The sequence below is a fragment of the Chryseotalea sanaruensis genome (assembly GCF_003990915.1).
GTDB lineage: Bacteria > Bacteroidota > Bacteroidia > Cytophagales > Cyclobacteriaceae > Chryseotalea > Chryseotalea sanaruensis.
Genome location: NZ_BHXQ01000002.1, coordinates 17,823 through 43,253, shown reverse-complemented (window position 1 = coordinate 43,253; position 25,431 = coordinate 17,823). Strand labels below are relative to the sequence as shown.

The 25,431-nt window shown below is 38.5% G+C and carries 23 protein-coding genes; 11 read left to right on the top strand and 12 right to left on the bottom strand.

Annotation, left to right across the window (positions count from 1 at the left end):
- From SanaruYs_RS04655 to SanaruYs_RS04645, 3 genes are read right to left on the bottom strand one after another with little or no spacing between them, the layout of a single operon-like run.
- Complete coding sequence (locus SanaruYs_RS04655; RefSeq protein ID WP_127121376.1) at nucleotides 1-1,194, bottom strand: homogentisate 1,2-dioxygenase; 1,194 nt, start codon at nucleotides 1,192-1,194, stop codon at nucleotides 1-3.
- A gap of 39 nt (nucleotides 1,195-1,233) precedes the next feature.
- On the bottom strand, nucleotides 1,234-2,415 hold the full coding sequence (locus SanaruYs_RS04650; protein WP_127121375.1) for a cation:proton antiporter domain-containing protein: 1,182 nt from the start codon (nucleotides 2,413-2,415) through the stop codon (nucleotides 1,234-1,236).
- 46 nt (nucleotides 2,416-2,461) lie between these two features.
- Complete coding sequence (locus tag SanaruYs_RS04645) at nucleotides 2,462-4,090, bottom strand: S41 family peptidase (RefSeq protein ID WP_127121374.1); 1,629 nt, start codon at nucleotides 4,088-4,090, stop codon at nucleotides 2,462-2,464.
- A gap of 129 nt (nucleotides 4,091-4,219) precedes the next feature.
- Here SanaruYs_RS04645 and SanaruYs_RS04640 point away from each other — a divergent pair, with 129 nt between their 5' ends.
- Entirely contained in the window at nucleotides 4,220-4,975 is a 756-nt protein-coding gene (locus SanaruYs_RS04640) for a hemerythrin domain-containing protein (RefSeq protein WP_127121373.1), read from the top strand.
- Nucleotides 4,976-5,138: 163 nt separating this feature from the next.
- Here SanaruYs_RS04640 and SanaruYs_RS04635 read toward each other — a convergent pair whose 3' ends face one another.
- The 4 genes from SanaruYs_RS04635 to SanaruYs_RS04620 all read right to left on the bottom strand — a co-directional run bounded on the left by SanaruYs_RS04635 (nucleotide 5,139) and on the right by SanaruYs_RS04620 (nucleotide 10,129).
- Nucleotides 5,139-6,554 carry a DUF5723 family protein gene (locus SanaruYs_RS04635; protein WP_127121372.1) on the bottom strand — a complete coding sequence of 472 codons (1,416 nt, stop codon included), beginning with the start codon at nucleotides 6,552-6,554 and terminating at the stop codon, nucleotides 5,139-5,141.
- The gene (locus SanaruYs_RS04630) at nucleotides 6,551-8,143 is read right to left on the bottom strand and encodes a hypothetical protein (RefSeq protein ID WP_127121371.1); all 1,593 of its coding nucleotides are present in this window, start codon (nucleotides 8,141-8,143) and stop codon (nucleotides 6,551-6,553) included. The genes SanaruYs_RS04635 and SanaruYs_RS04630 overlap by 4 nt, the downstream gene beginning before the upstream one ends.
- 185 nt (nucleotides 8,144-8,328) lie before the next feature.
- Entirely contained in the window at nucleotides 8,329-9,093 is a 765-nt protein-coding gene (locus tag SanaruYs_RS04625; RefSeq protein WP_127121370.1) for a ZIP family metal transporter, read from the bottom strand.
- A gap of 4 nt (nucleotides 9,094-9,097) precedes the next feature.
- A complete protein-coding gene (locus SanaruYs_RS04620; RefSeq protein ID WP_127121369.1) occupies nucleotides 9,098-10,129 on the bottom strand; it encodes an FAD:protein FMN transferase in 1,032 nt (343 codons plus the stop codon).
- Nucleotides 10,130-10,219: 90 nt separating this feature from the next.
- On the opposite strand from SanaruYs_RS04620, the gene ruvB reads away from it, so the two are divergent.
- Both ruvB and queG read left to right on the top strand, forming a co-directional pair.
- Entirely contained in the window at nucleotides 10,220-11,254 is a 1,035-nt protein-coding gene (gene ruvB / locus SanaruYs_RS04615) for a Holliday junction branch migration DNA helicase RuvB (protein WP_127121368.1), read from the top strand.
- A 176-nt stretch (nucleotides 11,255-11,430) separates the two neighbouring features.
- Nucleotides 11,431-12,363: a tRNA epoxyqueuosine(34) reductase QueG gene (queG, locus tag SanaruYs_RS04610; protein ID WP_127121367.1), complete on the top strand. Its 933-nt coding sequence runs from the start codon at nucleotides 11,431-11,433 to the stop codon at nucleotides 12,361-12,363.
- A gap of 53 nt (nucleotides 12,364-12,416) precedes the next feature.
- On the opposite strand, the gene SanaruYs_RS04605 is transcribed toward queG, so the two are convergent.
- Nucleotides 12,417-13,538, bottom strand: coding sequence for a fatty acid desaturase family protein (locus tag SanaruYs_RS04605; protein ID WP_127121366.1), 1,122 nt, complete (start codon nucleotides 13,536-13,538; stop codon nucleotides 12,417-12,419).
- Between the two features lie 247 nt (nucleotides 13,539-13,785).
- The gene (locus SanaruYs_RS04600; protein WP_127121365.1) at nucleotides 13,786-14,154 is read right to left on the bottom strand and encodes a DUF1573 domain-containing protein; all 369 of its coding nucleotides are present in this window, start codon (nucleotides 14,152-14,154) and stop codon (nucleotides 13,786-13,788) included.
- Between the two features lie 146 nt (nucleotides 14,155-14,300).
- On the opposite strand from SanaruYs_RS04600, the gene SanaruYs_RS04595 reads away from it, so the two are divergent.
- The 6 genes from SanaruYs_RS04595 (at nucleotide 14,301) to SanaruYs_RS04570 (ending at nucleotide 20,343) form a co-directional block, all read left to right on the top strand.
- Nucleotides 14,301-15,569, top strand: a complete 1,269-nt coding sequence (locus SanaruYs_RS04595) for a sensor histidine kinase (protein ID WP_127121364.1) — start codon at nucleotides 14,301-14,303, stop codon at nucleotides 15,567-15,569.
- A complete protein-coding gene (locus SanaruYs_RS04590) occupies nucleotides 15,566-16,267 on the top strand; it encodes a response regulator transcription factor (protein WP_127121363.1) in 702 nt (233 codons plus the stop codon). Before SanaruYs_RS04595 ends, SanaruYs_RS04590 begins: the two co-directional genes overlap by 4 nt.
- Before the next feature lie 39 nt (nucleotides 16,268-16,306).
- Nucleotides 16,307-17,269 carry a tetratricopeptide repeat protein gene (locus tag SanaruYs_RS04585; RefSeq protein WP_127121362.1) on the top strand — a complete coding sequence of 321 codons (963 nt, stop codon included), beginning with the start codon at nucleotides 16,307-16,309 and terminating at the stop codon, nucleotides 17,267-17,269.
- A gap of 68 nt (nucleotides 17,270-17,337) precedes the next feature.
- Nucleotides 17,338-18,042, top strand: coding sequence for a hypothetical protein (locus SanaruYs_RS04580; RefSeq protein ID WP_127121361.1), 705 nt, complete (start codon nucleotides 17,338-17,340; stop codon nucleotides 18,040-18,042).
- 468 nt (nucleotides 18,043-18,510) lie between these two features.
- Complete coding sequence (locus tag SanaruYs_RS04575; protein ID WP_127121360.1) at nucleotides 18,511-18,981, top strand: DinB family protein; 471 nt, start codon at nucleotides 18,511-18,513, stop codon at nucleotides 18,979-18,981.
- Between the two features lie 126 nt (nucleotides 18,982-19,107).
- The gene (locus SanaruYs_RS04570) at nucleotides 19,108-20,343 is read left to right on the top strand and encodes a 7TM-DISM domain-containing protein (protein WP_127121359.1); all 1,236 of its coding nucleotides are present in this window, start codon (nucleotides 19,108-19,110) and stop codon (nucleotides 20,341-20,343) included.
- Between the two features lie 94 nt (nucleotides 20,344-20,437).
- Here the strand turns inward: SanaruYs_RS04570 and htpG are convergent, their stop codons facing one another.
- The 3 genes from htpG to SanaruYs_RS04555 all read right to left on the bottom strand — a co-directional run bounded on the left by htpG (nucleotide 20,438) and on the right by SanaruYs_RS04555 (nucleotide 23,363).
- A complete protein-coding gene (gene htpG / locus SanaruYs_RS04565) occupies nucleotides 20,438-22,336 on the bottom strand; it encodes a molecular chaperone HtpG (RefSeq protein WP_127121358.1) in 1,899 nt (632 codons plus the stop codon).
- 86 nt (nucleotides 22,337-22,422) lie between these two features.
- Nucleotides 22,423-22,866: a hypothetical protein gene (locus SanaruYs_RS04560; RefSeq protein WP_127121357.1), complete on the bottom strand. Its 444-nt coding sequence runs from the start codon at nucleotides 22,864-22,866 to the stop codon at nucleotides 22,423-22,425.
- A 32-nt stretch (nucleotides 22,867-22,898) separates the two neighbouring features.
- Nucleotides 22,899-23,363: a DUF4293 domain-containing protein gene (locus SanaruYs_RS04555; RefSeq protein ID WP_127121356.1), complete on the bottom strand. Its 465-nt coding sequence runs from the start codon at nucleotides 23,361-23,363 to the stop codon at nucleotides 22,899-22,901.
- A 74-nt stretch (nucleotides 23,364-23,437) separates the two neighbouring features.
- Here SanaruYs_RS04555 and SanaruYs_RS04550 point away from each other — a divergent pair, with 74 nt between their 5' ends.
- Complete coding sequence (locus SanaruYs_RS04550) at nucleotides 23,438-24,634, top strand: thiolase family protein (protein ID WP_127121355.1); 1,197 nt, start codon at nucleotides 23,438-23,440, stop codon at nucleotides 24,632-24,634.
- 32 nt (nucleotides 24,635-24,666) lie between these two features.
- A complete protein-coding gene (truA, locus tag SanaruYs_RS04545; protein ID WP_127121354.1) occupies nucleotides 24,667-25,413 on the top strand; it encodes a tRNA pseudouridine(38-40) synthase TruA in 747 nt (248 codons plus the stop codon).
- The last annotated feature ends 18 nt before the right edge of the window (nucleotides 25,414-25,431 follow it).

Sequence of the window (25,431 nt, the reverse complement as noted above, 5' to 3'; positions counted from 1 at the left end):
TTATGGTGTATTCACTTCATTAAAAGGTTCTGTAGAAGCATCAGTCCAACTCATTGGATAATTTTTATCAAGAAATTCTAATGAATCAGTAGTAAGATAGAGTGGTTTAAAAGTATCGATCATTACTGCAAGCTCATGCGTTTCTTTCGCGCCAATACTTTTTTCAACTGTTCCAGGATGTGGACCATGTGGTAACCCACCAGGATGCAGTGTAAATGAGCCACGCTCTATACCTCTGCGACTCATAAAATTCCCTTCAGCATAATACAAAACTTCATCACTGTCGATGTTGCTGTGATTATACGGGGCAGGAATTGCAAGCGGATGATAATCAAATAAGCGCGGCACAAAAGAACAGATTACAAAGTTGCGTGCCTGGAAAGTCTGGTGCACTGGAGGTGGTTGGTGTATGCGACCAGTAATGGGTTCAAAATCGTGTATAGAAAATGCATAAGGCCATAAGAAGCCATCCCATCCTACAAGATCAAGTGGGCTGTAATCATACATGTAGTGGTGCAGATAGCCTTGCTTTTTAATCTTCATTAAAAAATCGCCTTTAGTTCTGTCAGTCACTAATTCATGTGGAGGTCTGATATCGCGCTCGCAAAACGGTGCATGCTCAAGTAGTTGCCCCAGTTCGTTTCTATAGCGATTAGGTGTTTCGATGGGTGAAGCTGACTCCACTATGAGTAGACGCAATGGGCCTTCTTCAAACTCCAATTTATAAATTACAGTGCGCGGAATTACTACATAATCACCTTGACGAATTTCTAATTTCCCAAATTGTGAAATTAAAACACCCTTACCATCATGTATATAGATTACTTCATCGCCTTCAGCATTTTTATAGAAATAATCCATTTTGCGTTGCGTGGGCGAGCAGATGGAAATGGAGCAATCATTATTCATCAGAAGTACTTTACGGGCACTCAGATAATCGTTACCAGTGCTTGTTACCTTAGATGTATTTAAATGCGTTTGACGAAGACTATAATCATCGATTCGTTTTGCACCATAAGGTTCTTGTTTGATAATAGCTTTTATCCGTGTGGGTGCATTAATGTGATAAAGATTAGAGTAGATGTTTGAAAAACCCTCTGAGCTCACAAGTTCTTCTTTATACAAACTGCCATCGGGTTGACGAAACTGTGTATGACGTTTTGGGGGAATATTGCCTAGCTTGTGGTAAAACATAAATAATGATTTTGATCTTAGAGCAATTTACGAAATTATTTATGGATTGGCTTCACCTGGTTTAGCTCTTAGCAACCCTATTGTCATGATAATGCTTGTAAGTAGTATAACGAGCAGCATCACCCCCTCGCTCACCTCAACAATGCGTTGGTCTTCAGGAATACTCATAAATAGCAAAATACTGATTAAGCCACGTGGCGATAAAAGCAATTCAGTAACTGTGGCACTTTTCATCCAGATTTTCTGATAGACGAAACGGACAAGATAAATTAGAACCGCAATAAGTATGCCTGCCAGAAAAACTTGAACATTAGCTAAAGAGGTCAAATCTAAACTTAATCCGAAAATAAGAAAGAAAAAAGTGCGTACAAGAAAAGCGGACTCACCCGAAAGTAAATGCAGCTGCTCGAGATCCTGATCATAATTTTTATAAAGGAAAAACCTTCTAAAGAATGTTGAGCGAATAGCGGTTGCGTTGCTAAGAAACAATCCAAAGACAAGAACGATAACCAACGATGATAAATGATAAAACTTACCAAAGGCATACACAAGCACTAATACAGAAATTACCAGGAAAAATTTCAGGCGGTGCGTGATGCGCGACAACAAGTATAAAAGAGCAATACAAAAAGTAGCAGACAATATTGTTATAACAACAGTTTCTCCTATCAATTTTGAAAAGGACATAAAACCATAGTTAGTATTTGTAATGGCAAAATTAAAGAGCATGATGCCAAAAATATCTGAGAGTGATGATTCGTAAACAACAAACTCTTTACGCGCTTCGGGTAAACTGGAGGCTGAAGGTATTGCAATAGCCGAGCTGATTATACTGAAGGGAATAGCGTTGATGAAGGCGCTTCGTAATGAGGATTCCGTCAGGTAATAGAACAATAATGTGATTGCAAAGGTGGTGCCAAGTAAAATAAAAAAGGAGGCTGCCAGAGATTGTTTCAAAAGAGTTTTTTTGTCACTGGTAAGTTTCAATTCTAGCGACCCTTCAAGCACAATCAAGATCAGACCAACTGTACCCATTAGTGGGAGTATGCGCTGGAGCGTTAAAGTAGAGAAACCAAAGTAAGAAGCTGCAAATTGCAACCCAACACCAGTGGCTAATAGTAATAATATCGAAGGGATCTTTGCTTTGCGTGCAAAAAGATCAAAGATGTAAGAGAAAATGACTAAAGAACTAAGTATAAGTAACGGAATCTCTACTTTCATAAGCGCTCAAATGTGTAGAATTACTTTGTACAAACCATATTCAGTCTCACATTTTTTGTCGGTTTAATTCTGGCAAGCGATCAAACATTTTAATAGCCTGAAGAAACACTTCATTTGTTTCATTAAAAACAGGGAAGAAGCCGGCATTGCCCCAGATTTTTCGAGCAATTTGTGCTTTCACGTGTATCTGGAAAACTTTCTTTCTTTCTCTAAGCTCCTGATAATCTGGTTTAACCTTTGCACGCTTGCCGGCAGCCACGAGTTCATCAAGCATTTGGTCGCTTACAACAAAGGTTTTGTAAAACTTGTCCCATCCCATTTTCTCCAATGCTTCTCGATTCTTATCTGCATAGTCGAATGTGTATTCATTAATAGTATTGGATATATAAAGTTCGTTCAGGTAATGACTGTTCAAGGTTGTATCCAGTGACACAAAATAGTCGGGCATAATGCCACCACCACCATATACCGTGCGACCGTTTTGAGTGGTGTACTTGAGTGAATCGTTAAACTTGATACTGTCCGAATGGAAAAATTCACCTCGTGTGTATCGACTTACAATATCACGATCGTATTCGGTGCCATCGTCATAAGGTTTCTGAATAGAACGACCACTCGGTGTGTAGTACCGTGAAATGGTCAGACGCATTTCTGCTCCACCATCCAGATCAAAAGTAGTTTGAACAAGGCCCTTCCCAAAAGTTCTGCGGCCTACCAACAAAGCCCTGTCATTATCTTGCAGTGCACCAGCAACAATTTCAGAGGCTGAAGCGCTGCCTTCGTTTACTAAAACAATTAAATCGCCCTCCTCAAAAGAACCTTTATTAGTAGCGAATGCGTCCTGATCATAACGACTAGCTTTACCTTTTGTAAAAACAATTTTATTGCCTGAAGGCAGGAAATCATCCAGCATACTGATGGCCATGTCCATATAACCACCTGGATTACCTTGTAAATCCAGCACAAGTTTTTTCATGCCCTGGCTCTTCAATTTTTTCAGCGATTCTTCAAATTCCTTATATGTTGTTGCAGCAAAGCGGCTTACTTTAATGTAACCAATCTCGTTATCAACCATGTAGGCAACATCTACAGAATAAGTAGGTATTTTATCCCGTATTATGGTGTACTCAAGTAATTCAGCAACTCCTCTTCGTGATATTGATACTCTAACCTCAGTACCACGTGGACCTTTTAAATAGCGCATTACATCGGCATTAGTAACACCAATACCCGCAACGAGGATGCTGTCTACTTTAATAATCTTATCGCCAGAGCGAATACCCAAGGCTTCTGAGGGCCCTCCGCTCAACGGTGTAACTACTGTAATAGTGTCATTGAAAATGTTAAACTCAACACCTATGCCATCAAAATTACCCCGAAGACTTTCATTTGCCTGAGAAGTATCACGTGCTGCAATATAAGTGGAGTGAGGATCAAGTTTGGTCAGCATGTGCTCAATGGCATCATCTACCAATTCATTGGTATTCACCTTGTCCACATAATCTTTTTGAATATAAGTAAGCGCCTCTCTAAATTTCTGAACGTCTTTGCCCACATCGCTAGATAAACGATTGCCAGAAGAAAGTTTGCTGCCAATAAAAATGCCCGCTGCCAAACCTACACAAAGTACCAAGGGAAGGGCTATTTGGGTCTTAGAATTACCAATTTCACTCATGATGCAACTATAACGAAAATACGAATCTATTTGTTGGTGACGTTTATCATATTATGAGGATGAATAAAGCACCAATATTGAGCAAAAATGGATATTTTTTTCTGGATTGATTTTTATATTTGATAGATAATGGAAGAAGTAAGCTGGAAAAACCGCAGAATTGGGGAACTCGTGGAGGAAAACCATGTGCATGCTTATGTGCTCTTTTACTTCGGGATAAAATTTTATGAATTTTCTGAACTGACCCTTGAGCAGGTTTGTCTTCAAAAGGGCTTGCGTGTAGAGCAGGTTTTGCGGGAATTAGAGTCACCAAGCCTTTTGCAGGAAACTGATCTTCCCCTTACATCTTATCCGATTGATCTTATTATTGAATACTTAAAACATGCCCACTTTATTTTTATAAAGCATAAGTTGCCTTATATGGCAGGTTTAGTTCAGGGGTTTAATGCTCAGCATGATGACTACTTAAGTGTAGAGCGTGATTTAAAAGTAGTATTTCCACTTTTTGTAGAAGATTTTATACACCACATCTATGAAGAAGAGGATAATTTATTCAGCTATATAAGATCGCTGGAGCGTGCAGTTAAAGGCAACTATAATCCAACACGTTTATTTTATTTATTAGAACGAAGCTCACTTCATAAGTTTGCAGCTGAACATGAGGCACATGACGATGAGATGGAGGGGATCAGGAGTATTACCAGAGATTATAAAATGAGCAGCGACACCCCACTGCATATTAAAGTACTCTACAATGAGCTAAAGGAGTTTGAGAAAAGCCTGATTATTCATGCTCGTATCGAAAATGAAATTCTTTTTCCGAAAGCTATGGCGCTTGAAAACAAGGTAAAGAAATTATACTTTGAGAAGACAAAGTTTAACTAATCGAGATTATTTTACTCTTCGGATCTTGATTCTATCAAAAACGACAGCTATTGAATGCGAAGTGTCACCCTTGTTTTAATAACTATAGAGATATTCCCAAGTCTAAAAAAAATGCATACCAAGATTATCAGCCTTGATATGCACTTTTATAGAAAATGAAAATCTATTTTTTTCGCTGGTTATATGCTTTTTTCTCATGTGAGCGATCCCTGCCAAAAACAAAGTTCATACCCGCCCTTACGTTGAAGTATCTAACATTACTGGCAAATTTTTCATAGCTGCCATTTGCTAAGTAAGATAGGGGCATTCGCAATAGATTATCGCCCACTACATAAAATTGAAAAGGCGTAAGGTTTAGGTTAAAGCCTGCACCTAAATTACCGAAGCCTTTGTTGATGGCTGAGTAACTAACAGATACTCCTGCTATGCGCCAGAATTCTTTATGAACTGAAGCTGAAAGTCCCGGGTGAAATCGTCCCTGAAACTTTTCCATAAACAAGAGAGCCCCAAAAGTTATTTGCTTTTTAATTTTATAGCTGGCATTAAAATACATTTTACCGGGAAGAGGTGTTCTGTAGCCACCCGTTGCACCTTCCTGCAACTCAAATTTAGATTCCAGCGAATCCATTTCGGCATCAAAGTAATCTTCATCACCATCGATAATTCTTTGCAGGTCCACACCAGCAAATGTGTAGGTGGCCACGCTTGGATCTAGCGTATAAGCATAGGTATCGTTTTTCCAGTTAATGGCACCAACATCCAGCAAGCTTGCGCCAACCGTAAGCTTTTCAGTTAGCTTAAGTGTTGCTCCTAAATCAATGGCCAAACCTTTATTTTTCAAGTAGTCTTTTACATCCCCATTATCGGCATTTTGTATTCCTGAGGTACGTGCGTTCACATCTCCAGTCAGAGTCATAGAATAATCATCAGCAAGGGCAAGGGTCAACTCTGAATTTTCAGTGCTGGCGTTAACAATACCACGCAAAATTTTAACGCGTCCACCAACCGTTATCTTATCATTCACTTTGTATGATGCACCAAAAGCAGATTCTAAATAGGATGTTGCTTCTAACTGTGGTGAGAATGAAGCTGAACTATTGACAAAGCTCGAAGTCCCATTAATAAATAATGAGGTCAAATCTTGCGGGATCATTTGCCTCGCAAAAACTTTTGTACCTACTGTCCAATTAAAATAAAGTCGTTTGCTTAATTGTATGCCCAAACGAAAAGCTTCAACGTCTCCAGCCGTGGTGATGTAATTCTTTTTATTAAGGGCTCCATTAAACTTTACAAGATCAGCAACAAGCGAGTCGCCTCTTCGTACAGCCAAATCGCTATATGCAAAACTACTGTTAGAATAATGACCATGAACTGAGCCAGGGCCTATGCTTAATACAAATTTATAATTTGGAACAAAAGCAGGATTATAATTAACATGTTGTGGTACACCTGAAAGCGTGTACATAGTGGCTTCTGGTTGAGCAAAAAGTTGCACAGAACCCAATAAAAATATAAAAAGACTAAAGTATTTCATGCGAAAGTCGATTGAAGGTAAATGGAAAGAAAATAGATTTATCATAGGTCAACATTTAGCTTAACCTTTGCTTTCAGTCCTACTTTTATTTCGAGCTTATCGGCTGCATGAAATTTTACATCCTTGGGGTTATCTGCTGTTTCCAGCTCTGCAACAATTACAAGCTTACTGGCTTCAAACAGTTTGTTGATTTTCTCTTTACTGATATTAATTTCCATTACTTTTTCTCCTGGGGTTACCGGAGTGCCAGTGGCATCTGTAGCAGCACCCTCAATAATACGGTTGTCATTGGGATCTAATAAAATATCAAGTTGTGTAAGATCTTCGTTTAGTAAATAGAGTTGAAGCGTTGCATTTAATGGCAAATGGTTAACGGTTGCAATGCGTAACAAGGCCTCTTCAATTTCGGATGACTCAAGATCACCTACATCAAGATCAACTGTGTCTTGAAGAATGATATTTGAAGCATTTCCAATAAAAGGGACTTCAATTGACATACGCACATTTAATTCTGCATCACTTTGGCAAAAGTTTTCACCATCTGTTAGTCCTTGGTTAATGCGCGCACTAACATTATAGTAAAATTCCGTAGGAGCAAAATCCAGTAAGGCTCTGGCATTGGTTACAGCCACGGTAGTAAAAGCTGAGTCTCCCATTGTTTGGGGAATGTTGGTAACAATTGGACTGGCAGGATTTAATTGGACCGCCAGACTGCTGCCAGGCTTACGTGCTTCAAGTGTGTTAAATATTACGTTAACAGGAATGCCATATTCATTGATAACTACAAAAGAAATTTTTGGACTGGCGAGTGACACCTCCACATCATCAAAAACATTTTCAAAGGCACCTATTTCTAATGTTTCATCTGGCAGATCAGCAGTCTGATCACCAAAGAAACCTTTTACATAATCAAAATTGAGATCAGTAAAGTCGAGGGTAAAATTGAATTGAGTGCCCGGAGGGACTGCAGAGGGTGTTGCGCCACTGCTAACGCGAACGCTAACCTGAGCTTCAAATAGATTATCTTCCAGAATGGCGCTATAGCCAGCAACAGATATTAATTGTGAACTACTACCGCTTTGTAATGTCTGGCTAAGTGGAATACCATTGTTAGTAAAAGAAGTTAATATTATCTCACCTTCAAATTGCAGGTTAGGAATAATAGGATTTGTCTGCGCAATAATGCGAAGACTTCCTTGCGTAAAAAGAATTTCACTAAATTTTTCCGGATCAAAATCTAGATCGAAAGTAAGGTTACCCGGACTTAAGTTCACTGTACTATTAGCGGGCACGGGAATTGGAATGGCGGTCGGGTTAATATTTAAACCGCGAGTAATATTTTTATCAGGAAAAGTAAGTAGGTCACCAATTCCCTGCGTTTTCAATGTTTGTTGGTAAAAAAGATATACCACACCTTGATCAGGGCCACTTTCATAAATTTTGATGTTGGCAGAATCCTCATCATTTAAAAAATCTTGTATACTCAAGCTTCCAAAACCTAACGGAATAGCAATAGTAGGCGAAGTGCTGATGGATTCGAAATCGGTGTCGAGTAAGTTATTGAAATCGCAACTGGATAATAGGGCAATGCCTATAAAACCCGTACGCCACCAAATTGTGCGGAGATTCTTCATTAGTGTAGATTAAAGCATATAAAACTATTGGAAATATTCCAACTAGTAAAGATTTATTGTTGGTTTTACGATTAAGTAACCCATCCTTAACAAAGAAAAACCAATTCAAATATCAAATGCAATGATGACGATCATTACATTTATTTTAAGCTGGTTAAATGTTGTAAAAAGCTATTTACTACAATTTATAAAATGTATTCTACGCCAACTGCCAAAAGTGCACCAACCATGGCCACAGCCAGTTTCTTAGCATTAAAATGATGCTCAGGACTGCTCTCAAACACAATAGTAGTTGATATGTGCAGGAAGTTACCACTTACCAGTGCATACAAATAAATAAGTGCATTGCCTGATAAAATTTCTGTTTCTGCTAAATAGGTACTTATTAACAAACCAATAGGAGCTGCAATTGAGAAGCCTATTAAGTATGGAAGGGATTTGCGCTTAGAACCCAGTTGGAAAGCAAGTACTGTCATTAAAGCAAAAGCTGCTGGTGCACGGTGTAAAGCAATACCTAACAAAATGGCATTCATATCATAATGTGGCCCCATAGCTAAGGGTTGTGCCAGCATACCACCTTCCAGAAACGCATGCAGACACAATGCAGTTAATAAAACGATAGCTGAAACCTGTCTGTGATGATGCGAATGACTATGATGATCAGATCCATGACTGTGTACATGGATGTGACCATGCTCAATACCTGAAGTAAAATATTCCAACACCTGTTGTAAAAAGAAACCGGCTAATACAAATAGACCAATTAATTCGGCTCCTATAGATTGATGATAGAGTTCAGGAAGAATGTGGGTAACGGTAATACCAAAAAGATATGACCCTGCAAAGACCAATAGCAAACGGAAATTGCTGCTTCGGGCATTGGGTACAAAATAAACTAACAAACCCGCTAACAGCGGTGTTAGAAAAAGTACAAGCAGTTTTATCGTCATGTAATTAAGGTTTGATAGTAATAGACGATTTAATTTTTTCAGTCACGAAATATTCCATATCTCCGTTATCAGTTGTGTAAAAGAGTAGGACATCAAGTTCAGGATGTTTTTTCAACACCTCAAGGGCTTTCTCATGCCCCATTACCATAATGGCTGTTCCCCATGCATCCGCTGTTGTACAGTCGTTTGCAAAAACTGTTGCACTTAACAAAGAACGTTTAACCGGATAGCCACTCTCTGGATCAATGGTATGCGAGAATTTTCTACCATCAACTATTTTATAATTGAAATAGTTGCCAGAAGTAGTGAAGGCTTTATTACTTAATGATGCATAGGCTTTGAAAAACATATTATCGCGTGTGGAGTTGGGATCAAGAATACCAATCTCCCACGGCTTTTGTGTTTTCAAATTCATGCCCATAGCCAAACCTTCGCCACCTAATTCTACTAAAGCATTTACAATGCCTTTTGATTTCAAGTAATCAGCAATTACATCCGCGCCATAACCCTGACCGATACCACCAAAATCAAGTTGTGTACGATTATCAGTTTTAGCAACGGTATTGGCTGTAAGTCTGATTTTTTCAAAACCCACAAGAGCCTTTAATGAATCAATTTTTGAACTATCAGGCTTTATGGTTTTATCAGGGCCAAAACCCCAATAATTAACCAAAGGCATAATAGTCATATCAAACGCACCATTTGAAGCGGCAAATACTTTTTGAGCTTTTTCTAAGGCAGGCAATAGGTAAGGCAACTCCACATTAAAAACACTGTCTCCTTTATTAAAGCGCGACACCTCTGAATTGGGGTTGTAATTGTTTATTGCCTTATTAACCAGCACCAGTAATGAATCGATCGACTGCTTAAAGTTTCTGTTTTGCAGGTCAAAATAAGAGATGTGGTAGCTGGTGGCCATGGTCTCGCCTTCAATCTGAATAAAAGAAGGGGTTTTGCCCTTTCTATATTGCCAAACAGCAGCCATGGCGACCAAAACGATCACCGAGTAAAGAATGTTCTTGTTACGAAGGGTCATGTTTGTAAAATGAGGCGCAAGTTATCAAAAAAGATGTAAATGCAACAATGTTGCTAAAACTCCTTTTCATGTTAATGCTTAACTTCGCGCATGCGAGAAGATTATTTGACGGGTGAAAGTGAAGGCCTGAGTGCCTCAGAGAAAGATGCCGAAAAGGCATTGCGTCCGCTTTCCTTTAGCGATTTCACCGGACAAGAGAAGATAGTAGAAAATATTAAAGTGTATGTACAGGCTGCCAAACAAAGAGGCGAGGCACTTGATCATGTTTTATTGCATGGCCCTCCCGGTTTAGGTAAAACCACCTTGTCGCATATAATTGCCAATGAACTTCAAACAAGTATTAAAATAACCTCTGGCCCAGTGTTAGACAAGCCAAGCGATTTGGCAGGTTTACTTACTAATCTTGAAGCTAACGATGTGTTGTTTATTGATGAGATACATCGGCTGAATCCTATTGTTGAAGAATATTTGTATTCAGCGATGGAAGATTTCCGTATCGATATTATGCTGGATTCTGGACCGAACGCAAGGTCTATTCAAATTGGGCTTAGTCCTTTTACACTGATTGGCGCGACTACGAGAGCAGGTTTGCTGACCTCACCTTTGCGTGCACGCTTTGGTATAAATGCACGTTTGGAATATTACGATGCCAATCTACTTACATCTATTGTCAAGCGGTCATCTGCAATTTTACAAACACCCATTGCCGATGATGCTGCATTTGAATTGGCCAGAAGAAGCAGAGGTACACCGCGTATAGCCAATACGTTGTTAAGAAGAACTAGGGATTTTGCCCAAATAAAAGGTGACGGCACAATTGCCATGCACATTGCAAAAATGGCGCTCAACGCACTGGATGTAGATGAAAATGGTTTGGATGAAATGGACAATCGCATTTTGCTGACCATTATTGAAAAGTTTAAAGGTGGTCCGGTAGGAATTTCGACTATCGCCTCAGCAGTGGCAGAAGAAGCTGAAACCATTGAAGAAGTTTATGAACCCTTTTTAATACAGGAAGGATACTTAAAACGCACATCGCGAGGAAGAGAAGCAACCGAAAAAGCATACAAACATTTAAAGATTGCCATACCTGGCGGTAGGGGAGCTGGCTTGTTTGATGTTTGATATTGTTGTCTGATATAGATTAATATTTGTTAGTTAATAAGTACAATTAAAACAATGTCTACACGAATTATGTTGCTACAATTTTTTTAATAACGAATAACGAATAACGAATAACGAATAACGAATAACGAATAACGAATAACGAATAACGAATAACGAATAACGAATAACGAATAATGTCTCCACAAACTGCCCATACAGCTCTCATTAAATCTGCTGCTGCTAACCTGGGTTTTAGTTTTTGTGGTATTGCTAAAGCTGAGTTTTTAGAAGATGAAGCACCACGCTTAGAGGAGTGGTTGCAAAGAGGTTATCAGGGTAAAATGTCTTACCTGGAAAATTATTTCGATAAACGCCTTGATCCCAGGTTACTGGTGCCTGGTGCAAAATCCATTATCACGTTAGGGTATAATTATTATCCCTCAGCAGATCTATCTCAAACCAGTAATTTAAAAATTGCCAAGTATGCATATGGCGAGGATTATCATTTTGTGATTAAAGATAAGCTCAAAACGCTGTTGGAAGAACTTCGCTTAAGCATTGGAGAAATTGATGGACGTGCTTTTGTTGATTCAGCTCCGGTAATGGAGCGCGCCTGGGCGCAACGTGCAGGCACTGGCTGGATTGGTAAAAACTCTTTGCTGCTGAATAAACAGATGGGTAGCTTCTTTTTTTTAGCTGAACTGATTATTGATCTTGAATTAGACTATGACTCGCCAATAAAAGATTATTGTGGCACCTGTACAGCCTGCATGGATGCCTGCCCGACTGAAGCCATACCTGAGCCCTATGTTGTGGATGGAAGTAAATGTATTTCCTATTTTACTATAGAATTAAAAGATGCAATTCCGGAGGAGGTAAAAGGTAAGTTTGATAATTGGATTTTTGGTTGTGACATCTGCCAGGATGTATGTCCTTGGAATCGCTTCTCAAAGGCACACAGCGAAAAAAAATTTGAACCTTCCGATGAATTGAAGAATCTTTCTAAAAGTGATTGGAAGGAAATTACAGAAGAGGTTTTCCAACTGGTGTTTAGAAGATCTGCTGTGAAACGAACGAAGCTTGAGGGCTTGCAGCGTAATATTGAGTTTGTAAAAACCAGTAAATAAAAAAGCTGCTTGGATATTTATCCAAACAGCTTTTAAATGCTGATGATTTTAAATTAAGCAGCCATTGCGGTTACATGTTGAACGGCAGAAGGTTTTTTACCTAACGTTTTTAATTGACGGGCATGTGCTTTAATTGCTTCCCAGAATGTTTCTTTAGATTGATAAGGAACACCAAATTCATTTGCTGTTGCTTCCACAATTTTTGAAATTTCTCTATAGTGAACGTGACAGATATTAGGGAACAAGTGATGTTCCACTTGATAATTTAACCCCCCCACGTACCATGAAAAAATTCTATGTTTCCGGCCAAAGTTTGTTGTAGTACGCATTTGGTGTATAGCCCAGTTATTCTCAAGCGTGCCAGTCTCATCAGGTGCAGGGTAAGCTGTGCCTTCGATAACATGGGCCGGTTGAAAAATAATGGCCAGAATAAAACCAGCCAGGTAATGCATAGCAATGAAACCAACCAACACTTGTGTAAAAGTGACGTCAAGCAAAAGCATGGGTATTACAAAAATGTAAGCGAAGTATGCAAGCTTTGAAAAAATCATAATCGCCAATTCTTTGGTGAGAGAGGACTTCTGCCTAGCCAATAAACCTTCTTGATGATATTTGAATACTCTATAAAAATCTTTTGTGAACGTCCACACTAACGTCATTAAGCCATATAACAACCATCCATAAATGTGTTGAAAACGGTGGATCGGTCTCCATTTAGAATCAGGTGATAAACGCAGTACACCTCTAGGGCTGATGTCTTCATCTGCATCGTGAACGTTAGTATAAGTATGGTGAAGTACGTTATGTTGTATTTTCCAGTTCATCATGTGAGCCCCCACAAGGTTGAGGGAGTAGCCCAGAAAGTTATTAACCCATGCTTTATTAGAATAGGCGCCATGGTTTGCGTCATGCATAATTGATAAACCAATTCCTGCTTTACCAAAGCCCATAAGTATGCACAAGCCGAAAAGAATCCAAAGGTTAGTAGTAATGCCGCCAATAATTAAGAAATAGGGCGTAAAATAAAGTGAGAACATAAAAATAGTTTTAATAACCATTTCTGTGTTAGCTGTTTTGTCAATGTTGTTAGTTTTGAAATAGCCATTGACGCGTTGATTTAGCGTAGAAAAAAATTCAGGGCGCTCTTTTGCAAATTGAAGTGATCGTAAACTCATGTACTTATAATTTTAATCAAGGCAGATAGTACTTTAAAACTTATTTGGGCGTACTACCTGCATCTCAAAGGTAACACTCTAAAGACTAAGAACATACCCTAGGCAACTATATTTCATGCCGCCTGTATAAATACCCAAATTTGGCTCAGCATACGTACATTTGTATGCCAAAATAAAAAGTGGGGCATTAAACAATACCCCACTTTTGTCTAAGAAATTATTGTTTTTTTTTAAACTTAGGAGCACATTATTCTACAACTGTGCCTTTCAGTGTAAGTACGGGGTTTTCATTTGCATTGGATTGTACTGTTACAGTTTTAACAAAGGCGCCTAACTTTCCGGCATCAAAAGAGGCTTTTACATAACCATTGGTGCCAGGGGCAATGGGCTCTTTGGAGTAATCAGCAACCGTGCAGCCACAAGAAGCTGTAACACTGGTAACAATAAGTGGCTCTGAACCTGTGTTTGTAAATTCAAATTCATGGGCTACAGGAGTGTCCTTTGTAATATTACCAAAGTCATGCTGTGTTTTGCTCCAGTTAAAAACTGCAGTGCTATGGCAGTAGGCAACAAAGGCAATAAAACTCGCAAAGAAGATGATTGTTACTTTTTTCATAATGATGTTATTTAAATGAATAATTGTTTTAATTAATGGTGTAAAGATTATGAGTTATCGTTTAGCATGCTGTTAAGCGTTTGCTAACAATTGTTAATGATTGTTAAGTGAAAACTCGAATCAATGGTTTAACGTATTTTTACTTTGTGAAAAGCTCTACCCTCAGAATCGTAGTTGTTTTAGCTGCTCTCAGCATCGTGGGTATAACCATTACTCAAGTGTATTGGGTAAGAAAGGCTTTTGATTTGCAACGCGCAGATTTCGACAGGCAAGTTAACACGGCATTATTGTCGGTTGCTCAGCAATTTTTTGAGCTCCAAAATACTCCCCCCCCTGCTAATAATCCTGTTGAGCAGTTGTCGACTAATTATTTTGTGGTGATGCTCAACAGCGATATCAATCCCTCTATGTTGGAGTTTTTACTTCGCACTGAATTTGAGAAGAGAAACATTAAGGCTGATTTTGAATATGGCATTTACGACTGCTCGCAAGAGTGTATGGTTTATGGTAAGGTTGCCGCAGCAGGATTAATTAAAAGCGAGCCTAAGCTGGAGGCCTTGCCTAAATTGAAAAACGCAAGTTATTATTTCGGTGTTCGTTTTCCTGGTCGCGAACTACAACTCATCAACCAGATGGGTATATGGACATTTTCCTCGCTGGTACTTTTAGTTGTGATTATATTTTTTGCTTATGCATTGTTTGTGATTCTACGTCAAAGACGCTTGTCAGAAATACAAAAGGATTTCATAAACAATATGACTCACGAATTTAAAACCCCTTTATCCACTATTTCACTTTCGGCAGAAGTCTTACGCGAGCAAGCAAGACAAAATAACGAGGTTCGTTCGCTTAGTTACACCAACATTATTGATCAGGAAACAGATCGGATGCGGCAGCATTTGGAACGACTGCTGCAGGTTGCTAAACTGGACAAGGCAGACATGGAGTTGAAACGCGAAAAGATTGATGCACATGAACTCCTCAACAATGTCATTAGCAGTATGCAGCCACAGTTTAATGATAAAGAGGTAGGTATTTCTTTAGCTTTTACTGCAACCAGCACTAACATTACTGCAGATCATCATCATTTAAGCAATGTGTTCATCAATGTATTTGACAACGCCATCAAATACACAGAGGCGAAACCATCAATAAAAGTGACTACAAGGCAAAGCGGTAAGTTCATTTTGATTCAAATTAGCGACAACGGAATTGGAATTGCTCCTGAATATCAAGCGAGAATATTCCATAAGTTTTTTCGGATTCCAACAGGGAACATACACAATGTGAAGGGTTTCGGTTTGGGACTAAGTTATGTTAAGCAGGTGATAGAAACTCATAAAGGCAAGGTTAGTGTAAGCAGTCAATTGAATGAGGGGGCTACCCTTAGCATATATTTACCTATAGTTGAATGAAGCAACACAAAATTCTTTTAGTGGAGGACGATGCCAACCTTGGCTTTGTTATTAAGGATAACCTAAGTCTGAAAGGTTACGAGGTAACACTATGTAGTGATGGGCGTCAGGCAATGGATAATTTCAAATCATCATTATATCAATTGTGCTTACTTGATGTTATGCTTCCTAAGGCTGATGGTTTTGCAGTTGCAAAGTATATTAGAGAGTATGATAAAGAGGTTCCTATACTTTTTCTTTCTGCCAAGAATATGACAGAAGATAAACTTGTGGGTTTCAGAACAGGTGCGGATGATTACATAACCAAACCCTTCAGTTTTGAAGAACTCTTTTATAGAATAGAGGTTTTTTTACGCAGACGAAAGCCACTACTTGATGTAGAACATATAGTGGCCAAGTTGGGGAACTATGTTTTTGACTCAGCTAAACTCACCTTAGATTGCCCACAATGCTCTAAAACGCTCACACAACGCGAGGCATTAATACTTCAAATGCTTTGTCGCCATCAAAACAATACCCTTAAGCGTGAAGAAATATTAAATTATGTTTGGGGAAGCGATGACTATTTTATGGGACGAAGTCTGGATGTATTCATTTCAAAATTGCGTAAATATTTACAGCATGACCCTGCTGTGCAGATTATTAATCAACATGGAGTAGGATTTAGTCTGCGAATTGAAGAAAAGTACAACGACTAATATAAGGGCTTCGCATTTTTGCACTAACTTGTATTTTGTATGACTCCCCCTATTACAAATACATTTATCTTACTCTTATTCAGTTGCACAATTTTTGCGCAGAGTAGTAAAATCAATAGTGCGAAAACTTTATTCGAAGCTAAAAACTTTTCAGAAGCCAAAAAAATATTAGCAGGTATCAGCGAGGGCCAAGCAGATTTTGCAGCTTCTCGTTATTTTTTAGGAAGGATTGCTTTTGAGGAAAAGCAATATGAAGATGCTGCAGACTACTTTGAAGAAGCAACAGAAGTCGATAGTAAAGTAGCAGATTATTTCAACTGGCTCGGAAATGCTTTAGGCATTATTGCCAGAGATGCCAATCCATTTCGACAAGGATTGTTAGCACCCAAAATGAAAAGTGCCTGGGAAAGTGCTGTTGCACTGGATCCAAGGAACCTTGACGCTCGAAGATCCCTGATTGAATATTACACCCAAGCACCAGGCTTTATGGGAGGTAGTTTTGAAAAGGCACACGATGTTGCCTTACAAATCAGAAAACTTGATGCAGCAGAGGGCCATTTGGCAAGTGGCAGGATATATATGAAGGAAGAAAAATTTGCTGAAGCGGAAAGGGAATTTATAGCTATGGCAAAGGTAAAGCCTGATTATGTAGGAGGGTTGGCCAATTTTTACGTAACCAGAAAGCAATACGACAAAGCATTCGCCATTTACGGAGAGCTCAATTCAAAAGACCCGAAAAATATGCTGACGATTTATCAACTAGGGAGACTAAGTGCAGTAAGCGGAACTCGTTTGGATTTTGGAGAATCCAGCATGAAGAAATATTTAACTTATCAACCCAAAGCGGGTGAGCCTTCTCATGCAGCTGCTTATATGCGGTTGGGTAATATTTATGAGAAGAGGGGGGATAAAGTAGCTGCAAAAAAGGCTTATGAAACCTCCTTAAAACTTGATGGGACTTTACAGGAGGCGAAAGATGGGCTGGCACGTATTAGTAAATAGAATAGAACATCACTATTCGTATAAGATAAAAAATTTATCTGATTCTATAAAGCTTAAAGGAGTTATAAATGATTAAAAATTATAAGAAAGTATTGAGCATAGCCTTAATGATCTTTTGTGAAGGCGCCCTTTTGCAAGCACAAGTATTGGAGGGTCTAGAAGGTCAAACTAATTTACAAATGGTTGGTGGAAGTGGGCTATCGGCACGCACTTTCGATAACCGTTACGATGGGGTTGATGGCTTTCCAACATTTGTAAAAGATTTTGTAAAAGGAAGAATTATGATGAACAAAGAGCAAGTCGTTAAAATTGACAACATGAATTACGATGTTTTCAATGACGAGATTTTTGTCATAAGAGGAGGAAAGGAGTTAGTGGTTAGTCGCGATATGGTTCACTCGTTTGTGATGGATGTAAATGGAACAGCATTGACTTTTTATAAAAAGAAGAGTAATGAGGGGAAAGTTGGCTATTACCAGATTGTCACCACAGGTAAATTCTCCTTGTTTATAAAGCACTCAAAGGTGTTCCGAAAAGCTGATTATCAGGGAGCGTATAGTGCCAACCGAACAAAAGATGAATTTACAAACGAGCAAAAATTTTATTGGTCAAAAGGGGATTCAAATCTTATTCTTTTAAAAAATAAGAAATCTTTGATTAGCGGATTAGGAGATAGTGCAGCCAAAGCTGAATTATTGATTAAAGTAAATAATCTTAAAATGGATTCGCAGGATCATTTGTCCTTGCTGTTCCAGCATTTAAACGAACCATAAAGTAATGGCAACAACTAAAGTATTCCGTAATTATTAATAATGAATTGATGTCAAGGAATTTATTTATTTTATCCCTTCTTGCGATAATGTTGCTCGGAAGGTTTTTGCAATACTATGATGTCGTACTAGCAGGTGTGTCAGTAATAGTAATGGCGTCTATTGCTGTTAGCGTTCGAAGACATTACTTAAATCTTAGGCCCTTTTGGGATAGTCCATTGCAGGACATCCCAATGTACTTTAAACAGCCCTAGTGGTAATAAAGAAGACGTAACAAGATAGTTTGAAGATGATGTTTAAAATCATCTTCAGATCAATCAGAAATATTAAGTGTAGGGTAATGATGAACAGACCAACACCCTTTCCTTTAATGAGGCGAGCTAATATGATTAAAAGCATCTTTCTAAAAATTAAATAATCCTCAAAACCTTATAACTTGCTTGCGAATTATAACATTTTAGATTGCAGAAGATGAAGGAGTATTTTGTAAAACTGTATAGCTACAACGATTGGGCAAATAAGAAGGTAATTACATGTTTAAAAAAGCAACAAGTAAGTGATGAAAAGATTTTGACATTGATGAGTCATACACTTTCAGCCTTGTACATTTGGTTAGCAAGGATAACGGGAAACTCAACGGCTCCCTATCCGTTGTGGAAGCAGTACAGTCTAATGGAGTTGGAGGCTATGAGCAATGAAATTGGAAAAAACTGGCTAGCATTTGTCAACGAAAACGAGCGTTTCGACAGAGAATTGTCATACAATAATTATGTGGGAGACCCCTATAAGAATAAGGTTGAGAACATTATGATACACTTGGTAAATCATTCTACCTACCACCGGGCTCAAGTTGCTATCCTCCTTCGCCAAAAGGGTTTTGAGCCGGTAAATACAGATTTTATCACTTACGATAGGGTGGTAACAGGCCAATTACCTGACTAAACTTCTAGAAAAAAGTATAGATCTCTGAAAAACTTACATTTAAAAGGTTTGACAACGTTTGCAAGATGCTAATACCCAATTTGGTGTATATTCGCTTTGGTTTTAATCTACCAAAGCCCCAAGCAAATGGTAAAAAAAGTTATGGCAACATTAGTGTTGCTAAGTGTTTATTTCGTGTCTGTAGTTGCGCAGAGTAAACCTATCGCATTGAACGGAATTTTCGATTCACGTTCCTATAATTTCCAACAATCACCTGTATCATTAAATGGCCAGTGGTATATCTATGCCGATCAACTGGTAACGCCTTTTGAAAAGCCTGAGGGGTCAATACTTGTTAATTTTCCTCATCGCTGGAATAAAGAAAGCAGTCAGGGTATTGCAACGTATAAGCTATCTGTTATTGTTAATCGTGATCAAAAAAATTTGGCCGTTGATATTCCCCAGCTTTATTGCGCCTACAATTTATGGATAAATGGTGTACTGATTGCCAAAAATGGACTCGTCAGCTCTTCAAGAAGAACAACCCAACCACAGTGGCTTCCTCAGGTCGTCAGCTTTCCTGTAACCAAAGACACACTACAGTTCACTTTGCAGATAGCCAATTTTCATCACTCAATTGGTGGTATTAAGAACCCAATCCGTCTTGGTTTACCTGAAGACTTACTGAATCAGCAAAGCAAGGCTTACCTGGTTAATATGATCTTGCTGGGAGTGCTTACTTTTCTGGGTTTATTTTTTATTATTATTTATGTGTTTGTTAAACGGGAAAAGGCGGCTCTCTACTTCGCAATGCTTTGCCTAACCTGGGGACTACGTTCCATCTTTTCAGAACAATACTTAGCCATTCATTGGATGCCTTGGTTTGATTGGGAACTGACATTAAAAATTGAATACATAACGCTATACTTTACGATGGCGCTGGCTATACAGTTTATTGCCAAGCTGTATGTTTTCGATACCAATTTGTTGATTAAGAAAATTCTTCTTTACCCCAACTATATATTCGTATTTCTCACAATGGCAACACCTGCTGTTGTTTACACCAATTTGCTTAACATTTATTTGACATTGGCAGGTGCCGTACTACTTTGTATTGTAATTATAATTTTGAGAGCAATGCTATTTGAAAGATATGGTGCCTGGTTTAGTGTATCGGGTATTATGGCACTAGCCGTAGCTTTCTCTTATAATTACTTAAGTTATCAGGGTGTATTTGATTTTTCTCCATTTACCTTTTATACGCTATACCTGTGCTGCTTCTTTTTGTTGGCTTTGGCCTTAGCATATCAATTGAGTCCCACAGCAAAGTCGAAGAATGTTTCGGAAACACTTACTTTTGACGACTACGTGATGAATAAGTAGGAGTATCCTAACACTTCCTCATAAAATAAAAAAGCTGAATCAATTATGTTGTTACACACAACTGATTCAGCTAAAATAGATAGTTGAATAAAAACTATCCAACCATTTCTATGCTTCTCTTAATGAAACTGGTTAAGTCTGCACCAGTTAGCATATTTTGAGAAAGCAAGGCCAGGTCAAAAGCTTGCTTAGCTAGCTTAGTTTGTTGATCTTCATTTTCAGCTTTCAGAATTTTTTGCGTGATGGCATGATTACCATTAATGAATACGTTGTAATTATCAGGCATGCCACCCATAAAGGCATAACCGCCACCGCCCATTTTGGCCATGTCTTTCATTCTGCGCATCCACTCGCTCATAGTAATTACTACAGGCAACTCATCTGTTGAAAGCGATTCAATTGCCACAGTCATAGCTTTGTTGTTAATCGCCTTTTCAAAAATGGCTTTAACTTTTTCCTCATCCTCTTTGCTGAGCACACTTTCCATCTTTGTGTCTTTGTCGATAAGCTTATCTACAATTTCACTGTCTACACGTTTGATCTGTGTTTTCTCAAGCTTTTGCTCGAATGTATTAATGAAGTGATTGTCTAAGACACCATCAAGGAGGAGGACATCGTAAGACTTATTTTTAGCTGCTTGTATAAAGCTATCTTGTTTACCGGCATCAGTTGTATATAGGTAGACAAGGCTACCGTCTTTATCGGTCTGGTTAGCACTTATCTTTTCTTTGTACTCTTCTATTGTAAAATACTGCTTATCAACATTTTTAAGTAGTGTAAAATCTTTAGCGCGATCATAGAATTTCTCATCGCTGATAATACCATACTTAACAAAAATATTTACATCATCCCACTTCTTTTCAAAATCGACTCTGTCTTTTTTGAAAAGTTCTTGAAGTTTATCAGCAACCTTTTTTGTAATATGTTGACTTATTTTTTTAACGTTACCATCACTCTGTAAGTAACTTCGTGAAACATTCAATGGAATGTCTGGTGAATCAATAACACCGTGAAGCAACATAAGAAAATCAGGCACTACATCTTTTACTTCATCAGTAATAAAAACTTGACGAGAGTAAAGTTGAATTTTATTTTTCTGAATTTCGAAGTCATTCTTCACCTTAGGGAAATATAAAATTCCTGTTAGATTAAAAGGATAATCCACATTGAGGTGGATCCAAAACAACGGATCTTCGCTGAAAGGATAAAGTTCTTTATAAAAAGAAATATAGTCTTCGTCTTTTAACTCTGTAGGCGATTTTGCCCAAAGTGGAGCAGGGTTATTAATGATGTTGTCGGTGGTAACCGTCTTGAATTTTTTCTTTCCGTCCTGGTCTTCACCATCCTCAACGCTTTCGTCTTTGGTGCCGAACTTAATTTCTACAGGTAAAAATTTGCAATACTTTTCAAGGATGCCTTTAAGACGAGACTCTTCTAAAAACTCATCTGAGTCTGCATTTATATGAAGAATTACATCTGTACCTCGTCCTTCTTTAGTGGCAGAGGTCAATTCAAATTCTGTTGAACCATCGCAAATCCAGCGTGCTGCTTCAGTATTGTCTTTGAAAGACTTTGAAACTACTTCTACTTTATCAGCTACCATAAAGGCAGAGTAAAAGCCTAGACCGAATTTACCAATGATATCTTTAGCATCAGTCTTATCCTTAAATTTTTCAACAAACTCTGTTGCCCCTGAGAAAGCGATTTGATTGATATACTTTTTAATTTCTTCACCAGTCATGCCTAAGCCTTTGTCGCTTACAGTAATGGTGCGCTTTTCTTTATCAAATTTAACTTCTATTCTTACATCACCTAGTTCTCCGCCAAATTCACCCAATGAAGAAAGTTTCTTCAGTTTTTGGGTTGCATCAACTGCATTAGATACCAGTTCGCGAAGAAAAATTTCATGGTCGCTATAAAGGAACTTTTTGATGATTGGAAAAATATTCTCGGTATGAATCGAGATACTGCCTTTTTCTGCTACTTCTGCCATAGTTGTATTTGTTAGAATTGAAAAATCCTGCCTGAGCAGGATTTCAACTATTGTTCCAATGTAAAAATAGTGACAGCTTGGCAGGCTTACTTCTTTTTAAACACGTAGCGTGTTATAAAAATACCTTCACCATCCTGCTTACCAGCTTCACTTTCAACACCACTGGTAACAAACATAAGTTCCCAGCCTTCTTTTGCCATTTCATTAAGTTTAGAAGTTACAACGGCATCGTTAGACGCAATATTTTGAAAGTTAATACCTACTGCACTATAGAAATTAAGCAACTTAGTTTCTTCGAAGTTGTTAATTTTTATATCCTCTCTTTTAATGTCACCCTGATCACTTTTTTTGCCGTCTACCCGAGCGGTAGTCAGGTTTTTGTAGTCGCTAGATTCTTTTGCATCTAACATCCTGGAACGACCAATGCCGAGCGGAACAATAGACTCTACAGTGGTGATAATTTTATACTCTTGCGCAAAAGCAATTGAACTAGCCAGGAGCATCAGGCTCAAAATGGTTATTTTTCTCATAATTGTTAAGTTTTGAGTGATTATACGAAAAACTAACGCAAGCGTTCTGAGTCGCGTACTATTTTTTCGTCTCTTCTAATAAATCGATTTGCCAGGAAGTTAGCCGCAACCCCCATGGCGATCATCCAAAAACCAGAACCGTATTGGCCACCATTGTGACTTTTGGCAAGGTCCATTACAAAAACCACAATGCTAACCATTGCACCCAGCATTAACAATGAATTAAGGGCTCCCAGCTTCATTTGTAAGGCGCGATTTTTGAATTTTTGAATACTGATAAAGGCTATCGATGCTGCAGCAATTGCCAGCATTGCCGTAATGGCATAGGGCATATATAGCGTATTGGCAACACCATTTGTTTTTTCGGTGTAGTGCAAGGCAAATAACATGTGCGAATTTTCAGTATCGGGCAGAAATACCCAGATGGGCATAAAAATCAGTCCGATCATTGAAATAATAACAACTACCAGAAATACGGTTTGAATTCTTTGCCACATATAAAGCTTGCTTTAACTTGCCGACAAAACTACGGAATCCTTTAATGTAATAAACCATTCCTTAAATTTTAAGCATGAAATCAGTTTACATAGTTGATATAGTAAGAACGCCAATTGGAAAATATGCCGGTAGTTTAGCTGCTGTAAGGCCTGATGATTTGGCGGCATGGGTAATTAAAAGATTAGTAGAACGCAATCCAACGGTTGATTTTAGTTTAATAGAAGATGTGGTTTTTGGAGCGGCAAATCAATCGGGTGAAGACAATCGTAACGTTGCCCGAATGGCTGCTTTACTTTCAGGATTACCAGTAGAGGTAGGTGGTGTAACGGTTAATCGTTTATGCGCATCGGGTTTGCAGGCGATCATGGACGCTTCTCGCGCTATTATGTTGGGTGAAGGTGAAGCGTATTTAGCAGGTGGTGTAGAGAGCATGAGTCGCGCTCCATTTGTAATGGCCAAAGCCGAAGAAGGTTTTTCACGTAAGACTGAAATATATGATACAACTATGGGCTGGCGTTTTACCAATCCTGCGTTGTCAAAATTGTATCATCCATTTACGATGGGTGAGACGGCAGAAAATGTTGCTGCAAAATGGAAAGTAAGTCGTGAGGCACAAGATGAATTTGCTTACCAAAGTCAGGTGCGATATGCAAAAGCACATGAGGCTGGGAAATTTAATGATGAGTTGGTGAGTGTTTTAGTGCCAAAAGGAAAGAACGATCCTTTACTTTTTGATAAAGACGAGCATCCGCGTGTTACATCAATAGAAAAATTAGCAGCGTTGAAGCCTGCCTTTAAAGAAGGCGGAACGGTAACTGCCGGAAACTCATCTGGTATTAATGACGGGGCAGCAGTTAGTTTATTAGTAAACGAAGATGTAGTAAAAAGATTTAATCTGAAACCTAAGGCACGCGTTGTAACCATGGCCATAGCAGGAGTTGATCCTGCTTACATGGGTGTGGGGCCGGTACCTGCCGTAAATAAAGTGTTGAAAAGAGCAGGCTTAAAAATTCAGGATATTGGTTTGGTAGAACTTAACGAGGCTTTTGCCTCTCAATCTTTAGCTTGTATGCAAGACCTCAATCTTAACCCTGACATCGTAAATGTTAACGGGGGCTCTATCGCTATTGGTCACCCTCTTGGTTGTAGTGGTGTTCGTATATCAGCTACACTAATTCACGAAATGCAAAAGCGTGAGGTGCGATATGGTATTGCCACCATGTGCATAGGTGTGGGGCAAGGTTCGGCTATTCTTTACGAGAAAATCTAAAATTTCAAATTTCAAATTTGAAATTATTAACGATGCGTTACTTTTTTGAAATAGCTTATAAGGGGACAAACTATGCCGGCTGGCAAAGCCAACCGAATGCTATTGGCGTACAGGCTGTAGTAGAAAACGCATTGTCAAAGTTGTTAAGAGCCGAAATTTCAATCCTCGGCAGTGGACGGACAGACACAGGTGTACACTGTGAACAGCAATTTTTTCATGTTGATATTGAACATGCATTAGATGAAGTTTCATTTCTCGGCAAGATCAACTCTTTCTTGCCCAGCGATGTTGCTATACGGTCGATACAGCGGGTAAAAGAAGAAGCACATGCGCGCTTTTCTGCCACTGAACGTGCATATGAATACAGAATTACTTTAAAGAAGAACCCTTTTCTGGAAGGACAGGCACTTTATTACTTTAAAGATGTAGATCTAGCTTTAATGAATAAAGCCGCTGCTACCTTGGTGGGAGTTCATGATTTTGAAGCTTTCAGCAAGGTAAAAACTGATGTAAATAACTTCAATTGCAACCTTAAACGGGCAGAATGGGTTAAAGAAGGCGACAAATTGATTTTCCATATTTCAGCAAATCGTTTTTTAAGAGGTATGGTAAGGGCAATTGTAGGGACGCTACTGGAAGTTGGAAATGGAAAACTATCTTTGCAAGATTTTAAATTGATACTGGAATCGAAAGATCGAAAGCAGGCAGGTATGAATGTTGCCCCCCATGGTTTATTCTTAACCAGAGTAGTGTACCCGGAATCAATCTTTCAACAATAATTATAAATAAGCGTTTAA

Bases quoted from the DNA above. Each gene is read 5' to 3' on its own strand.
- SanaruYs_RS04655 (WP_127121376.1), bottom strand. From the start codon at position 1,194: ATGTTTTACCACAAGCTAGGCAATATTCCCCCAAAACGTCATACACAG.
- SanaruYs_RS04650 (WP_127121375.1), bottom strand. From the start codon at position 2,415: ATGAAAGTAGAGATTCCGTTACTTATACTTAGTTCTTTAGTCATTTTC.
- SanaruYs_RS04645 (WP_127121374.1), bottom strand. From the start codon at position 4,090: ATGAGTGAAATTGGTAATTCTAAGACCCAAATAGCCCTTCCCTTGGTA.
- SanaruYs_RS04640 (WP_127121373.1), top strand. From the start codon at position 4,220: ATGGAAGAAGTAAGCTGGAAAAACCGCAGAATTGGGGAACTCGTGGAG.
- SanaruYs_RS04635 (WP_127121372.1), bottom strand. From the start codon at position 6,554: ATGATAAATCTATTTTCTTTCCATTTACCTTCAATCGACTTTCGCATG.
- SanaruYs_RS04630 (WP_127121371.1), bottom strand. From the start codon at position 8,143: ATGAAGAATCTCCGCACAATTTGGTGGCGTACGGGTTTTATAGGCATT.
- SanaruYs_RS04625 (WP_127121370.1), bottom strand. From the start codon at position 9,093: ATGACGATAAAACTGCTTGTACTTTTTCTAACACCGCTGTTAGCGGGT.
- SanaruYs_RS04620 (WP_127121369.1), bottom strand. From the start codon at position 10,129: ATGACCCTTCGTAACAAGAACATTCTTTACTCGGTGATCGTTTTGGTC.
- ruvB (WP_127121368.1), top strand. From the start codon at position 10,220: ATGCGAGAAGATTATTTGACGGGTGAAAGTGAAGGCCTGAGTGCCTCA.
- queG (WP_127121367.1), top strand. From the start codon at position 11,431: ATGTCTCCACAAACTGCCCATACAGCTCTCATTAAATCTGCTGCTGCT.
- SanaruYs_RS04605 (WP_127121366.1), bottom strand. From the start codon at position 13,538: ATGAGTTTACGATCACTTCAATTTGCAAAAGAGCGCCCTGAATTTTTT.
- SanaruYs_RS04600 (WP_127121365.1), bottom strand. From the start codon at position 14,154: ATGAAAAAAGTAACAATCATCTTCTTTGCGAGTTTTATTGCCTTTGTT.
- SanaruYs_RS04590 (WP_127121363.1), top strand. From the start codon at position 15,566: ATGAAGCAACACAAAATTCTTTTAGTGGAGGACGATGCCAACCTTGGC.
- SanaruYs_RS04585 (WP_127121362.1), top strand. From the start codon at position 16,307: ATGACTCCCCCTATTACAAATACATTTATCTTACTCTTATTCAGTTGC.
- SanaruYs_RS04580 (WP_127121361.1), top strand. From the start codon at position 17,338: ATGATTAAAAATTATAAGAAAGTATTGAGCATAGCCTTAATGATCTTT.
- SanaruYs_RS04575 (WP_127121360.1), top strand. From the start codon at position 18,511: ATGAAGGAGTATTTTGTAAAACTGTATAGCTACAACGATTGGGCAAAT.
- SanaruYs_RS04570 (WP_127121359.1), top strand. From the start codon at position 19,108: ATGGTAAAAAAAGTTATGGCAACATTAGTGTTGCTAAGTGTTTATTTC.
- htpG (WP_127121358.1), bottom strand. From the start codon at position 22,336: ATGGCAGAAGTAGCAGAAAAAGGCAGTATCTCGATTCATACCGAGAAT.
- SanaruYs_RS04560 (WP_127121357.1), bottom strand. From the start codon at position 22,866: ATGAGAAAAATAACCATTTTGAGCCTGATGCTCCTGGCTAGTTCAATT.
- SanaruYs_RS04555 (WP_127121356.1), bottom strand. From the start codon at position 23,363: ATGTGGCAAAGAATTCAAACCGTATTTCTGGTAGTTGTTATTATTTCA.
- SanaruYs_RS04550 (WP_127121355.1), top strand. From the start codon at position 23,438: ATGAAATCAGTTTACATAGTTGATATAGTAAGAACGCCAATTGGAAAA.
- truA (WP_127121354.1), top strand. From the start codon at position 24,667: ATGCGTTACTTTTTTGAAATAGCTTATAAGGGGACAAACTATGCCGGC.